Here is a 15601-nt window from a genome sequence, read left to right on the forward strand (position 1 = left end):
CCTTACGTAACACCCATCCATCGAGGAGTTTCACATGAGTAACGTTCCGTACAAACGCCTGAACAAAGACGATGCCGTAGTCCTGTTGGTCGACCACCAGACCGGTCTGATCTCGCTCGTTCAGGATTTCTCGCCCAACGAATTCAAGAACAACGTGCTGGCTCTGGGCGATGTGGCCAAGTTCTTCAAGCTGCCGACTATCCTGACCACCAGCTTCGAAAATGGCCCGAACGGCCCGATGGTTCCCGAGTTGAAAGAGCAGTTCCCGGACGCGCCGTACATCCCGCGTCCCGGCCAGATCAATGCCTGGGACAACGAAGACTTCGTTAAAGCCGTTAAAGCCACGGGTCGTAAGCAACTGATCATCGCCGGTGTGGTGACCGACGTTTGCGTAACGTTCCCGACGCTGTCGGCGTTGGCGGAAGGCTTTGAAGTATTTGTGGTGACCGATGCCTCGGGTACTTTCAACGAAACCGTGCAACAAGCAGCCTGGGCGCGCATGGCGGCGGCCGGTGCTCAACTGGTGAATTGGTTCTCGGTGGCCTGCGAGCTGCAGGGCGACTGGCGCAACGACATGGAAGGCCTGGCGAACCTGCTGTCACCGCGCATTCCGAACTACCGCAATTTGATGAACAGCTACTCGGTGCTGTCTTCGAAGTAAGTCCCGTAAAGCAACACGCATAACCTGTGGGAGCGGGCTTGCTTGCGAAGGCGTAGTGTCAGTCTAATGAGCATTGCCTGACACTACGCCTTCGCAAGCAAGCCCGCTCCCACAGGGGTTTTGTTTTATGCCTGACGTTTTTGCAACCAACCCAAAAAACCACCTTTCTTGATCGGCAACGGTTTGGCCATCAACGCCAACCGACTGTTCTGCTGCCGCACCGCCTGCAGCTTGTTCAACGCCCGACCCACTTCAACACGTTGTTCCATGCAATGACGGGCCAGGGATTTGTCGATCCGGTAAATGATGCAGGAGGTCAATGCGATGAATGTGGCCTGGGACGGCGTGTCGGTGAGGATGCTTTGTTCACCCATCACCTCACTCGGCCCCATGCGCCCGGCTTCGGTTTGACCGGTGCCACCGGGCACGGAGGCGCTGACCACACCCGTGGCGATTACCATCAGGCTGTCCGGCACTTCGCCCAATTCCAATACCACCTGGCCTGCCGCGTACTGCTGTGCAACCATGGACTGAGCCATTTGATCGCGCTCATCTTCGCTCAGGGAACGGAAGATCTTCACTTCATCCAGCAAGGCCCGCGCACGGGTTGTCGGTTCGATGATGCCATCGGGCTGCCGGGAAATCCCCGCCGCTTCGAGGTGTCGATGCGCCAGGTCGAACAGCTGATTGCGCACTTCGCTTTTCTTGCCTAGCTCGGCGATAAAACCGCTGGCCACGTATTCGGACAGGGTTTCGCCGGCTTCTTTGAGCACCGCTTTCGGCGCCGGGTTGAGCAGCAAACTGCTGCTGCCCTGAAGCGTACGCTCCAGTGCATCCAGCACCCGACGCGGACGAATGTGGTTGGGCACTTGAATGCTGATCGACACGCCGTGCATGTTGTTCGGCCGACTGAGGTTGACGATCTTCGCCTTGGCCGCCACCGAGTTCGGCACCACGGCGGTGCTGCCGGCGCTGGTCAACAGGTGCGTGGCGCGCCAGTCGATATCGAGCACTTTGCCCTCTACGCCATCGATCATGATCCAGTCATCCACCTGATACGGCTTGGTGGTGTTCAGCACGATCCCGGAAAACACGTCGCTCAAAGTGCTTTGCAACGCCAGACCGACGACGATTGCCACGACGCCGGATGTCGCCAGCAAACCTTTCACCGGCAGCTCCAGCACATAACCGGCCGCGGCGACGATGGCGATGAGAAACACCAGCGCGCCGATGACATCCTGCAACAACCGACCGCTGTGACCGATACGACGCATCAGCACCAAGCCGATGACTTCGGTGAGCACCCGCGCGGTGTACAGCCACCAGAGAATCCCCAGCGCCGTGGCGCCCAATTGCGCTACGCGGTCCTCGGCAAACAGCGGTGCCTGCAACGGGCTTACACCGGCATTGATCACGAGAGCGCTGAACATCACGAACAGTGCCAGGCGCACGCCAACCCGCGTGACGCGATGCTTGAACGGCGCGAGGTGCCAGAGCACGGCGTCAATCAGCAGCAGCAGGGCACTCCAGGACAGCAGATGAGCGAGGACAAAGGACATGGGGAAACTCCGGCGGAAGTGTTGTGGGGCAAGAGAGAATCGTAGCCTTCTAACTCAGTTCAAGTAAGTCTTGAGTTCCAATGCCGCCTGGCGAACCGCCGCCTTCACTTGCGGAATCTGGCTCAGCGGGTTGAGCAGGCCGAAGTCGTGGATCATGCCGTTGTACCGCACCGCCGTGACCGGCACACCGGCCGCGTCGAGGTGACGGGCGTAGGCTTCGCCTTCGTCCCGCAACACGTCGAACTCGGCGGTTTGCACCAGGGCGGCAGGCAAGCCTTTGAGCTGTTCGGCACTGGCTTGCAGCGGCGAGGCATGGATCTGCGCACGCTCGGATTTGTCCGTGGTGTAGCTGTCCCAGAACCAGTTCATCATGCCCTTGGTCAGGAAGTGGCCTTCGGCAAATTGCTGGTACGAGCCGCTGTCGAACTGCGCATTGGTCACCGGCCACATCAACAGCTGGAAGCGCAGCGCCGGGGTTTTCTGTTCCTTGGCCATCAACGCCACGACCGCCGCCATGTTGCCGCCGACGCTGTTGCCGGCCACCGCCAGGCGTTTGCCATCGACGCCGATGTCCTTGCCATGCTCGGCCACCCAGCGGGTCGCGGCGTAGGCCTGGTTGATCGCGGTCGGGTAGTGCGCTTCCGGCGATGGCGTGTAATCGACATACACCGCGACGGCGCCGGAGCCGACCACCAAATCGTGGATCAGACGCTGGTGAGTCGGGTAATCGCCCAGCACCCAGCCGCCACCGTGGAAGAACATGAACACCGGCAACTCACCTTTGACCTTGGCCGGACGTACGATTTTCAGGTTGATGGTTTGCCCATCGACTTTGATCGCACGGTCGCTGACGTCCACGCCTGACAGATCAACCTTCACCGAATTTTGCGCACCGGTCAGTACCGCACGAGCATCCTTCGGGCTCAGCTGCTCAAGCGGCTTGCCACCCCCGGCGGCGAGGGCTTCGAGGAAGGCTTGGGTGTTGTGTTCGACACCCGGGCTGCCCGCGGCGAATGCGTTGCCGATGGAGAGGGCGAGGAGGGAAGCGGTCAGGGATTTTTTGACGATGCTCATGGGTAAATCCTTTTAATTAATTAGACGTTGATGACCCAAGGTCAGGTGGCTGCTGGCGCTGTGGTTCAGGCCTCAGCAACACCGTGGACACAGATTAATAGGGTGCCATCAAAGGAAAAAGCGGCTATAAAGTGTTTGACTGTCAACCAGGGTGTGACAATGAACCCGTTCGAAGATATGCGTATTTTTTGCCAGGTCATGGACTCCGGCAGCTTCACCTCGGCGGCCGATCAATTGGGCCTGTCCAAGCAATTCGTCAGCCGCCGCCTGATGCAGCTCGAAGAGCGTCTGGGCGTGCGCTTGCTCAATCGCTCCACGCGGCGGCTGGACGTGACGCCGCTGGGCCAGAGTTATTACGAATCAGCATTACGCCTGCTGGGCGAAGTCGAGCAAGTGGAGCAGGGCATCGCTGGCCAGACCACCGAGCCACGCGGCACCATTCGCGTGAGCGCGCCGTTGTCGTTTGCGGTGGCGCATTTGGGTTGTCTGCTGCCGTTGTTTTTGCAGCGCTATCGCGATGTCACGGTGGAAGTGGACTTGAGCGATCGGCCGGTGGACTTGCTCAGTGAGGGGTACGACCTGGCATTACGCATCGGGATTCTGGAAGACTCGACACTGATCGCCCGACGCATCGCTTCCATCCAACGGGTGTACTGCGCCAGCCCGGCTTACCTGGCCGAGCGCGGCACGCCGCTCAAACCCGAAGACTTGCATAGCCATGACTGCCTGCCTTACGGCCATGGGCGTCAGGTGCAATGGCGTTTTGAAGGGCAGGGCAAGCCGCTGACCGTCAACGTGGCGGGCAGGATGCGGGTCAACAACGGGGAGTTACTCAAGGATGCGGCGGTGGCCGGGATGGGGATTACGTACTTGCCGACGTTCATTGTCGGCTCGGCGCTGAAGGATGGCCGGCTGATGCCGGTGCTGGATGAGTTTCGTCCACAGCCGCTGACGTTATCGGCGGTGTATCCGCAGCATCGTCAGAGTTCGCGGCCGGTGCAGGCGTTGATCGAGTTTTTGCGTGAGCGGCTGGATCAGGTTGAGGGTGGGCTATAGGTTACACACGGTTTCTGGGGGAGCCGGGCTTGCCCGCGATAGTGGCGTGTCAGACAGCATAAATGTTGAATGATACGCCGCCATCGCGAGCAAGCTCGCTCCCACAGGGTTTTGTGGGTTTTCTGTAATCAGTGTTCGTCAGGACCTTTTGTCATCACCGGGTTCGCCGCCGACATGTACGCCGTGATCGTCACCGACTTCACCGGAACGATGCACGCCGTGATCATCCCCCGGTTCGGCGTGAGTGCCACTGCGTCCGGAGGAGGATGAGGCTGAGTTGCCGGAATGGCCCGAGCCATGGTCGCTGCCACTGTGACCGCTGCCGCTATTGCCGCCACTGCCGCTTCCACCGTGGCCGCTGCCGCTATTGCCGCCACCGCCGCTTCCACCGTGACCACCGCCATTGCCGCCACTGCCACTTCCACCGTGACCGCCGCCATTGCCGCCGCCACCGCTTCCACCGCCGCCACTACCTCCGCCACCCCCATTGCCGCCGCCACCGCCGCCTCCGCTACCGCCACTGCCTCCGTCTTTGGCTTGAGCGCTCGACATACCGGACAGGCTGTCCGGGATCAGAACGGTGGATGCCGACAGAACTGCGCCAATAGCGACTGCGAGCAAAAGCTTTTTCATGTGCATATCGTTCTCCGTCTTCTTATTCAGATTGGAACGTTGATGAATGCAACTTGCGCTTGATTCAGTGGGTAAACACCTCAACGTACGGATTTATTCAGTTGTAGCGTCGATGAGCTCTAAAACGTCTATCTCGACCCTGTTCCAGGGGTCAGTGAATACTCGAAGCCAGCTCGAAAATCGGGATGTACATCAGGATCACGATCACCCCGATCAGCAGGCCGATGAAGGTCATGAGCAAGGGTTCGAACAACCGCACGAACCATTCGATCCAGCGGCTGATTTCTTCGTCGTAGAAGTCGGCGCTGCGCTCCATCATTTGCCCAAGGTTGCCGGACTGCTCGCCGGCGCGCAGCAAGCGCAGGGACACGGGGGTCACCAGATGATTGAGCTCCAGCGCGGCCGACAGCGACTGACCCTCGCGCACCCGTTCGCAGGCCTGGTCCAGGCGCACGCGGGAGGCGACGGTGAGCAGGCCGCGAACCATGCCCATGGCGGTGACGAGGGGAATACCGCCTTGCAGCAGAATTCCCAGCGAGCGATAGAACCGCGCCAGTTCGTACATGAAGATGCGTTGATGGACGGCCGGGAGTTTTTCAATCACGCGGTCGACGCCCCGGCGAAAGGCCGGTTGGCGCTGGAGGAAGCCGAGGGCGACGATGATCGCCAGCAATGCGCCGAAGAATTCGCCCTGATGGGCGTGGAGGAACATCCCGCTGCTCATCAAAATCTGCGACAGCCACGGCAGGTTCGAACCCAGGCCTTCGAACACCAGGCTGAAGCGCGGGACCACGTAGCCCATCAGAAACAACACCACGCCACCTCCCACCACCAGCAACAGCATGGGGTAGATCGAAGCGCTGACGATTTTTTGCCGGACCTCGTCCATGCGTTGGCGATAGCTGACATAGCGGCCCAGGGCATCGCCCACGGCGCCGGTCTTCTCGCTGGACTGTACTAGCGCAACATAAAGAGGGGGAAAAACCGCCGACAACTGGCCGAGTGCCTGGGAGAACGATTTGCCTTCGTAAAGCAGGCGCACCAGTTCGCTCAAGGTTTTGCGGGCCTGGGGCGCGTTCTCTTTTTCCGCCAGGCTTTCCAGCGCATCGATCAGCGGCAGGCCGGCATTGAGCAACGTAGTCAGCTCCTGGCTGAACAGCACCAGGTTGAAGGTCTCGCGCTGTCGTAAGCGCAACGCACGCCAGTGCCTCTCGGCGTACAGGCTCACCACCCGATAGCCCTGATCTTCGACGATGCGCCGGGCTTCGCTGTGGCCCAGCGCCTCGACGGTCATCGAGACTACGCCAGCCTTGCCAACGGCTTTGAGATGAAATCGCATGGTCGCCGCTCCCGTCATTGCCAGCTGGTGACTTCAGCGTTTTCGCCTTCGCCGCCGGGTTGGCCGTCCTTGCCCATGGACAGCAAGTCGTATTCGCCGTTTTCACCGGGGTAGCGATAGGCGTAGTTACGGCCCCACGGATCCTGCGGCAGTTTTTTCTGCAAATAAGGACCGGTCCATTTGGTCTCATCGCTGGGCGCGGTGATCAGCGCCTGCAAACCCTGTTCGGTCGACGGGTAGTGACCGACCTCCAGACGGTACAGATCCAATGCTTTGCCCAGGCCTTCTATTTGCGCCTTGGCCACCTTCACTTCGGAGCGGCCCAGTTGGGCGAAATACTTCGGCGCGACGATGCCGGCCAACAGCCCTAGCACCACCAACACCACCAACAGTTCGAGCAGGGTGAACCCGCTTTCAGTACGCGGGGCGGAACGCAAACGCTGATTCATGATGACCTCACACAGTCGGCAGAAGGGTCGCCGTGAAGGCTTATGCAATTGCCATGCACATGCCTGGACACTCTTCTGCAACCCCTGAATTACGGGCCTTCGCGCATCCGGCACAGTGCTTGCGTATGACTGGTTTACTACCGGCCATTGGGGCATTAGCCCCATTTTTCGGGGCCGGGCAGGGGAGGCAAAACAATGAAAACACTCACCACAGGACTGCTCGGTCTGCTGGTGCTGACCGGCGTCGTACAGGCCGATGTGTTCGTTTCCGTGGACACCAAGGGCAGCTACGTTCTGTCCAATGTCCACCGTCCCGGCCGCACCTATGAACGGGTGATTCACGAGCCCGAATCCGCCAGGGTCAGCATGGATCAACAACCCCAGATGATTGCCCGACGGCCCTATGCCGAGCTGGTTTCAGCCGCGGCCACGGCCAATGAATTGCCGGCGGCGCTGTTGCATGCAGTGATTCAGGCCGAGTCCGCCTACGACTCCGGCGCGCGATCACCTAAGGGGGCGGGAGGGTTGATGCAGTTGATGCCCGACACCGCTCGGGAACTGGGGGTGAAAGACGTCTATGACCCCAAGGCCAACATCCAGGGTGGCGCCCGTTATCTGAAGCGCCTGATGACCCTGTTTGACAACGACATCAGCCTCGCCGTGGCGGCCTACAACGCCGGGCCGCAAGCGGTGCTCAGCCGTGGCGGGGTGATCCCGCCGTTCGCCGAAACCCAGCGTTACGTGCCCAGTGTCTTGCGCCAATACCGGCGCTTGCAGGGCCTGTCCGCGGATGCGCCGCTGTAATGGCAAGGTGGGGGCACGTTCCCCCAATAGTGGGGCATGGGGGCCCCGGCGGAAAAGTGGGGAATAAGTGGGGAATATCCCCCGAGTTATTAAGTCGTTTACGTAACTTACTGAAAAACATATGAATTATTTATGGCATGCGGATTGCTCAAGGGATTTGTCGAGAACTATTCCCTGTGAGCACCCACAGCGAGGCCCGTGATCATGACCGGCATACCCAACGCCCCGTCCGTTTTTAGATTGCTGCTGTTGGTGGTGTCGATGCTTGGCATCGAGCTGGCTGAGGCGGCCGTGCGCTGCGAGCGCAATCTGGTGGCCAACGTCGTGGCGTTGGATCAGCCGCTGATGTTCAACCGCCTCGGCGCGCAGAACGTCAACGGCATGATGTTCGCCCTGCGCCGCGATGTGGTCGATGATCACGAGATGTCTCTGGTTCAGGGCGGAGCGGCGGTGCCAGGCAAAGTGTCGTTGCGGCCCGACAAGCGTCCGCGTCCACTGGTGCTTCGCGTCGCCGCCGGTGATTGCCTGACCATCAACCTGCAGAACCTGCTGGCCTACCAGGCTAACCCCGGCAGCCACGAAGACGGGGGGGAGGAAGAGGGTGAGATTGAGGGTGAAGTCGAAATCGGCAACGAAGACGAATTCAAGGTCGATGAGCAGGTCGCTGACCGCCACGTCGGCTTCCAGGTCAATGGTATGCAAGCGGTCAACAGCATCGACGACATTGCGTCCTATACCGGACGCAACGCCAATACCTTGATTCCTCCCGGTGCCACCCGTTCCTACACCTTGTTCGCCGAGCGCGAAGGGGCGTTTGCCGCCAGCAGCCGCGGCGCGACTTTTGGTGGTGAAGGGGATGCGGGCAACGTGGCCAACGGACTGTTCGGCCAGGTTGTCGTGGTGCCCAAGGGCGGCCGCACCTATCGCAACACTGTGACCGAAGAAGAAATGCGCCTGGCCAGCGTCGGCCGCACTCCGGCCGGTCAACCGATCGTCGATTACCAGGCGCGCTACCCGCAGCGCGAGCCGTGGATCCGTGAAGGCAAGGCGGGCACGCCGATCATCAACATGGTCGACGGTAATGAAATCATTTCCAGCGAGAGTGACGCGGTCGTGATGGGCAGCAACGCCGATGGCAGCTTCCCGCCGTCGACTTATCCGCTGGAAGCCATAGGCAAACGCAACCCGGCGATCCCGAATCGTTTGGAACCGTTCCGCGATTTCGCCTCGCAGTTCCAGGATGAAACCGCCGCGACTCAGGCGTTCCCCGCTTACTGGGCAGACCCGGTGATGGCTCACGTGCTGGAGCCGACCCGCGACTCGTTCATGATCAACTATGGCTCCGGCGGCATGGGCGCCGAAGTGGTCGCCAACCGTTTGGGCGTCGGGCCGATGCACGATTGCCTGTCCTGCGCCTATGAAGAATTCTTCCTCAGTTCCCACACCGTCGGCGATGTGGCGATGCTGGTGGACGTGCCGGCCAACGCCGGTCTGGAAGGCATTCTCCCCGGTCAAGTACCGAGCGCCGATCAGGTCGGGGTCAAGGCGACCATGGCGCTGTATCCGTCCGAGCCGTCCAACGTCAACCACAGCTACATCGGTGACTTCATCAAATTCCGCAATACCCACAACGGCCACGAACAGCACATCTTCCACCTGCACGGGCATCAGTGGTTGTTCAACCCCAACGACGACAACTCCGACTATGTGGACGCCCAAGGCATCGGTCCGGGTGCCGGCTATACCTACGAAATCGCCAACGGCGGTTCGGGCAACCGCAACCGGGTCGCGGGCGATGCGATCTATCACTGCCACTTCTATCCGCACTTTGCCCAAGGCATGTGGAGCATGTGGCGGGTGCATGACGTCTTTGAAGAAGGCACCAAACTCGAGGTGTCCCAGCAGGGCGCCGACGGTTATCACAGCGAGCCTTATGCGCTGCGCAGCGGTAAACCGGCTGCAGGCGCCCGGGCTTTGCCCGATGGCGAGATCGTTGCCGGTACACCGATTCCAGCCGTAGTGCCGCTGCCCGGCAAAGCCATGGCCCCGATGCCGGGCAAAGTCGCGGTCGTGCCGAAAATCGGCGAAACCCTGTTGGCTGGTGGCGATGACGACGATGACGAGGAGGATGACGACGGCGAACACCACGGCGGTAACGGCGGCGCTCAAGCTATCGGTTCCCTGGCCCTGGTGGATCGCAGCGAAGCCAACCGCAATGCCGACGGCAGCCTGAAAAACCCTGGCTATCCGTTCTGGATTGGCGGCATGGAAAGTTCGGTCGGCCAGCGTCCACCGACCCCACCGCTGGACATGCTCGACGCTGCCAAGGCGCAGTCCCTGAAATCCAGCGGCAACGCCTTGTGGGCCAACCTCGACCCGGCTCAGTCCGGTGGCTGGGACGGCGGTCTTGGGCGCCATACGCTGGACGGCTTCTCCTCCGGTGGCCAGGCGCAAACCATTACCACGTCCCTGGATTTCTCCAAGAAAGTGACCCACGCCAAACCCATTTACATGCCGGAAGAGGGCACCGAAGTCGAACAGGCGGCCATGGCGTTCCATGCCAAAAAAGACCATCCGAGCTTCGCCGTGCTACCCGGCAATCAAGTCGTGGCGCGCAACTTCCGCACCAACGGTGCCTTGCCGATAGCGGGCGCACCGTATTACGAACCGTGCATGGATGATCGGCAAAAACGCCTGACCAGCAGCGCCGGCACCGGCGAGTTTGCCAGTGGCGAACGGATCGACGGCATGTCCTTCACCGGTACGTCGATGTTCACCGCCGACCGTCCCCGCGTCTACAAAGCCGCAAACATCCAGTTCGACGCGGTCTACAACAAGGTCGGTTACCACTTCCCGCAAGCGCGCATTCTCGCGCTGTGGGAAGACGCCTGGCCGGTGATTACCAAGCAGCGTCCGCCAGAGCCTTTGGTGATGCGCATGAACACCTTCGACTGCGTGCAGTACCAGCAAACCAACCTGGTGCCGGCCACCTATGAAATGGACGACTATCAGGTGCGCACGCCAACCGACGTGATCGGTCAGCACATTCACCTGCCGAAATGGGACCTGACGGCCGCCGATGGTTCGGCCAACGGCTGGAACTACGAAGACGGCGTCCTTTCCCCGGGGGCAGTGCAAGAACGCATCCGCGCGATTCGCGAGTTCAACCAGTGCGAAGGCACCGACCCGCGTGACGGCACGCCGGCCTGTCCGAAAGCAAAAAATCACCCGTACTTCGGTCAATTTGGCCGTGCTGACTGGGTCGGCGCGCGCACGGCGATGCAGCGCTGGTTTGTCGATCCGGTGGTGAACACCAAAGGTGTCGATCGTGGCCTGGGGACCATTTTTACCCACGACCACTTAGGCCCATCGACTCACCAACAGATCGGTCTGTACGCCACTGTGCTGGCCGAGCCGGCCGGTTCCACCTGGTTCCACGCCGAAACCGGCGAGCCGTTGTACAGCGGCGCGCGGCAGGATGGCGGGCCGACTTCATGGCAAGCGGTGATTTCCACCGGTGACATCGATGGTGACGGCAAGAACGACAGCTTCCGTGAGTTCTTCCTTGAGTACAGCGACTTCCAGCACGCCTATGAAGCGGGTGTGTATGTTGGCGCCGGCCCCAATGGCGTGCCCGATCCGCAAGCCTTCCCGGCCACCGCCGACAGCTTCCGCTACGCGATCAACCCGCCGGTGCGCAATAACGCCAGCAACCTGCTGGAAGGGATCGTCGAAGTGCAAGGCGGGCAAGTGCCCGGTTGCCCAAGCCGGCCATGCCCTCAAGCCATCTCGGTGGATGACCCTGGCATGTTCGTGGTCAATTACCGCAACGAACCGCTGGCCCTGCGGGTGTACGACCCGAACAAGGTCGGCCCGGACGGCAAGCGCGGCATGCAGGCCGACGGCCTCGGCGGCGACCTGGCGTACGCCATGCAAAGCCGCACCGACCGCGCCATCCCGGCGATGAACCTGGCGCCTAACCTGGTGACCGCGGCCACCGGTCCCACCGGCGGCACCACGCTGTTCCCGCCGCACATCAACCGTGGCGGCGCAGAACCGGGTGACCCGTTCACCCCGATGCTGCGTACCTATACCGGTGACAATGTGCGGCTGCGGGTGCATGCCGGCGGTCACGAAGAAGAGCACAACGTGACCCTGCATGGCGTGAAATGGCTGCAAAGCGGTTCCGGGTTCGGCAACAGCTCCAACTCGGGTTGGCGTTCGTCGCAGATGGTCGGGATCTCCGAGCAATTGGGCTTCAATGCACCGGTGTCGATGGTCTCCAGCTCGGCCGCGACCACGGGTGACTACCTGTACTCGATGGACGCCTCCCTGGAAGGATACTGGAGCGGGATCTGGGGCGTGATGCGCAACTACACGGCCCAGCGCAGCGATCTGTTCGCGCTGCCGAACAACGCGAAACCGATGGGTATGCGCAACACTGTGGCGTTCGATGGTATCTGCCCACGGTACGGCGCCAACCCGAATGGCATCGGTACCCGGCCGACCGTGCAACGCAACTATGAAGTGGTCGCGGCGCTGGCCAACGACATCCTCGGCAACCCGCTGAACCTGTCCATCGGCGATCCGGCGGGGATAGGTCAGCATGTCGGTGGGCCGTTGAATCCGGCGGGCGGCACCCTGGTGTTCAACTCGCGCCCCGTGAGCATTGCGCAGGTCACCGTGACCGACCCCGAAGACGGTGAGACCTTCACCATCGGCGGGCAAAGCGGGCCGCTGCATGACCCGACGGCGATCCTTTATGTGCGCAAGGGCGATCTCGACCCGATCACCGGCAAGCTCAAACCCGGTGTGCCTGTCGAACCGCTGGTGCTGCGCGCGGCGGCCGGTGATTGCATCAAAATCACCCTGGAAAACCGTCTGCCCATGATCATGCCGGACCTGACCCAGACAGCGGTGATGCAAGGCATGGTCAAACGTGATCGCAACAGCGGCCTGGGGGCGACCACCTTCAGCAATAACCTGATGCGGCCGTCCAGCCACGTTGGCCTGCACGCGCAACTGCTGGCGTACGACATCACCAAGTCCGACGGCACTAACGTCGGCGCCAACCCGATCCAGACCGTGCCGCCGCGTGTTGGCAGTGTCGGCGCGTACCCGACGCGTACCTATCAGTACTACGCCGGGCACCTGGAGCGTGAAGGCAAGCCGATCACGCAACTGGGCCGCAGTGTCGACAACATCAACGCCACGGCGGTGGAGTTCGGCGGGTTGAATTTCACCCCGGCGGACGTCATCAAACAGCCGCAGAAAGGCCTGGGCGGGGCGATGAGCATCCTGCCGATCGGGGCGACCTGGGTTGACGATGCGCGCAAAGTGACGGCGACGGTCACCGCTGCGGGGCAAACCACCTACCGCGACTTTGCGATGGTCTGGCAAAAAGCCCTGAACATCCGCTGGGCCAATGGCCGGCCGGTCGAAGGCATTGCCGCCGAAGGCCTGGGTGTGCCGACCGATCCGCAGGACAACTCGAGCATGGCCATCAACTACAAGGCCGAGCCGCTGTGGTTCCGCTTCGGGCTGGCACCGGATGCGCCGTTCGGCCGTGCCGACGGCCATGGTTATGGTGACGTGCCCAATGCGCACATGGCTTACAGCAACGCGCTGGTGGGAGGCGATCCGCAAACGCCGGTGCTGTATGTGAAGCCGGGGCAACCGTTCCGCACCCACATCATGATGCCCACCGGTGGCAGCCGGGGTACGACCTTCCAGCTTGACGGTCACGTCTGGTCGGTCAACCCGTTCCAGTCGGAGAAGAGCGATACCGGCGGTTATCCGACGAATACACCAGGGGTGGGTTCGGTGCGGTTCGGTTTCAACCCGATGTCGATGTACATCGGTGCCCGCGAAAGCATCCTGCCGGCGGCGCACTTCAGCTTCATGCACCCGAGCGCCGGGGGCAGCAACGCGATACCGGGCGACTACCTGTTCCGTGATTACGGCGCTTATGGCAACACCGCCGGGCTTTGGGGGTTGCTGCGGGTGACCAACGAACCTGAACCGGCTCCGGCACCTTGAGCTAGCAGACACAGATCTGAAGGGGAGAAGCATTATGAACAGGACCATCATAGTGGCCGTTTTGGCGCTGGTTGTAGGATTGGCGCTGATCTGGCTGGGGGTATGGCGCGCGTCGCAGCCGCTTATGCTCAACGACGTGGCACTGCCGAAAACCTGGAGCAAAAACACGCTGGTGCGCGACGGGGTGTCGGTGGCGCTCGAGGTGCGGCCGCTGGCGGAGGACGGCGTGCTGCGCGAGGGGGGATTCGCCGATGTGCGCTTCCGGGTCACTGACAGTGCTTCGGGCCAACCCATGTCGGGCGTGAACCCGGGGGCCTGGCTCGATCCGGAAACCGTCGCCGCCGACAAGGCTCAAGGTCGGGAGCACAGCTGCAAATCCCGGGTCGGGGTGTTTCTGAAATCGAGTATCGGCGCGCGGCCGTTGCTCGACCTGAACAGCTACTTCCTGCTGGTGATGAACCGCGATGCCAGCGTCTCGGTGGTCGACCCGTCGGTGTCGGTGGGCGGGATCACCAGCACGATGGCGCGGATTGATATCAAGCAGCCGCCAATGGACTGGGTGACGCCCCGTGACAACAAGCGGGTGTTCGTTTCGATGCCAACGGCCGCTGAGATTGCGGTGATCGACAGCGAGCAATTCAAGTTGATCGACTCGATCGCTGCTGGCAGCAACCCGGTGCGGCTGGCATTGCAACCGGATGAGCGTCTGCTGTGGGTCGGCAACAACGCGAAGTCGACCGAGGAGTCTGGGGTGACGGTGATCGACACGCGCAGCCTCAAGACTCTCAAGCACCTGGCCACCGGTGCCGGGCATCACGAAATCGCCTTCAGCAAGGACAGCCGTTTTGCCTTCGTCACCAACCGCGATGACGGGACGGTGAGCCTCATCGACATCGCCAGCCTGACCATCAGCAAGCAACTCAAAACCGGCTCGCACCCGTTGTCAGTGGCGTACTCGCCGCTGTCCCAGGCGGTGTATGTCGCCGACGGCAAGGACGGCACGGTGACCGTGGTCGACACCGCAAGCCTCGCGGTACGGCGGGTGATCAAAATGAAACAGGGCCTGGGCCCGATGGGCTTCAGTGCTGACGGTCGTTTCGGCATCGTGCTCAACACCCTGGAGAACCAGGCCTCGGTGATCGACGCGGCCACCGATTCGTTGATCCATGAACTGAACGTGTCCACCGAACCCTATCAAGTGGTGTTCACCAAGGCCTATGCCTACATTCGCGGACTGGCCTCGGCCAAGGTCACGATGATCAACCTGTCATCCCTCGGCGAGGGCCGCACGCCCATCAGCCAGGGTTTTGAAGCCGGGCCTCAGGCGCCACGGTTGGCGGGTGATTTGCCGTTGGCATCGAGCCTGGCCGTGTCACGGGACGACAACGCGGTGTTTGTGGTCAACCCGGTGGACAACACCACCTACTTCTACGCCGAAGGCATGAACGCGCCGATGTCCGGCTACCCCAATCGTGGGCAAGTGGCGCGGGCGGCGATGGTCATCGACCGCAGCCTGCGCGAAGTCGAGCCGGGGCTGTACAGCGCCCGGATCAAACTGCCCCCCGCCGGGCGTTTCGACGTGGCCTTCCTGCTGAACCAGCCGAACATCATCCATTGCTTCACGGCATTGGTTGAGCCGGATAAAAACCTCAACCCGCACGCGGGTGTGCCGAAGGTGGAATTCATGCTCGACAACTCCACGGCAGCGCTCGGCAGTCTTTACGTGGTGCGCTTTCGCATCGTTCAGGGCAAACAGAAGGTCCAGCGCAGCGGGGTCAAGGACGTTCAGGTGCGCTACTTCCGGGCCCCGACATCCCGGGCCCAGGAAGTCGCCGCGCTGGAAGTGGGCGATGGGGTGTATGAAGCCCCGGTGACCCTCGACCAGAACGGCGCCTGGTACCTGCACGTGCGGGCGGCGTCGCTGGGCGCGAGTTTCGACGACAAGACTTTTGCCAGCGTTCGGGTCCTGCCCGGCGATGCCCACTAA

General features: G+C 61.7%; 10 protein-coding genes. 5 read left to right on the forward strand and 5 right to left on the reverse strand.

The genetic code is table 11. The features are described 5' to 3' along the window. Positions 1-34: 34 nt before the first annotated feature. Positions 35-661: an isochorismate family cysteine hydrolase YcaC gene (ycaC, locus tag ACYZT7_RS12455; protein WP_045061273.1), complete on the forward strand. Its 627-nt coding sequence runs from the start codon at positions 35-37 to the stop codon at positions 659-661. A 125-nt stretch (positions 662-786) separates the two neighbouring features. Here ycaC and ACYZT7_RS12460 read toward each other — a convergent pair whose 3' ends face one another. Then, the gene (locus ACYZT7_RS12460) at positions 787-2220 is read right to left on the reverse strand and encodes a mechanosensitive ion channel domain-containing protein (RefSeq protein WP_462041232.1); all 1434 of its coding nucleotides are present in this window, start codon (positions 2218-2220) and stop codon (positions 787-789) included. Between the two features lie 54 nt (positions 2221-2274). Next, the gene (locus ACYZT7_RS12465) at positions 2275-3294 is read right to left on the reverse strand and encodes an alpha/beta hydrolase (RefSeq protein WP_462041233.1); all 1020 of its coding nucleotides are present in this window, start codon (positions 3292-3294) and stop codon (positions 2275-2277) included. Positions 3295-3453: 159 nt separating this feature from the next. On the opposite strand from ACYZT7_RS12465, the gene ACYZT7_RS12470 reads away from it, so the two are divergent. Continuing rightward, the gene (locus ACYZT7_RS12470) at positions 3454-4350 is read left to right on the forward strand and encodes a LysR family transcriptional regulator (protein ID WP_462041234.1); all 897 of its coding nucleotides are present in this window, start codon (positions 3454-3456) and stop codon (positions 4348-4350) included. Between the two features lie 138 nt (positions 4351-4488). Here ACYZT7_RS12470 and ACYZT7_RS12475 read toward each other — a convergent pair whose 3' ends face one another. From ACYZT7_RS12475 to gspG, 3 genes are all read right to left on the reverse strand, one after another. Continuing rightward, positions 4489-4989, reverse strand: coding sequence for a hypothetical protein (locus ACYZT7_RS12475; RefSeq protein ID WP_462041235.1), 501 nt, complete (start codon positions 4987-4989; stop codon positions 4489-4491). Positions 4990-5134: 145 nt separating this feature from the next. After that, positions 5135-6322 (reverse strand): type II secretion system F family protein, encoded by a 1188-nt coding sequence (locus tag ACYZT7_RS12480; RefSeq protein WP_462041236.1) that lies wholly within the window; start codon positions 6320-6322, stop codon positions 5135-5137. A gap of 14 nt (positions 6323-6336) precedes the next feature. Further along, entirely contained in the window at positions 6337-6771 is a 435-nt protein-coding gene (gene gspG / locus ACYZT7_RS12485; RefSeq protein ID WP_462041237.1) for a type II secretion system major pseudopilin GspG, read from the reverse strand. A 195-nt stretch (positions 6772-6966) separates the two neighbouring features. On the opposite strand from gspG, the gene ACYZT7_RS12490 reads away from it, so the two are divergent. The 3 genes from ACYZT7_RS12490 (at position 6967) to ACYZT7_RS12500 (ending at position 15601) form a co-directional block, all read left to right on the forward strand. Further along, positions 6967-7575, forward strand: a complete 609-nt coding sequence (locus ACYZT7_RS12490; protein WP_462041239.1) for a lytic transglycosylase domain-containing protein — start codon at positions 6967-6969, stop codon at positions 7573-7575. Between the two features lie 204 nt (positions 7576-7779). After that, positions 7780-13614 carry a manganese-oxidizing multicopper oxidase MnxG gene (gene mnxG, locus ACYZT7_RS12495; RefSeq protein ID WP_462041240.1) on the forward strand — a complete coding sequence of 1945 codons (5835 nt, stop codon included), beginning with the start codon at positions 7780-7782 and terminating at the stop codon, positions 13612-13614. A 34-nt stretch (positions 13615-13648) separates the two neighbouring features. Continuing rightward, complete coding sequence (locus tag ACYZT7_RS12500) at positions 13649-15601, forward strand: YncE family protein (protein WP_462041241.1); 1953 nt, start codon at positions 13649-13651, stop codon at positions 15599-15601.

This window comes from Pseudomonas sp. RT4P38, assembly GCF_054897765.1.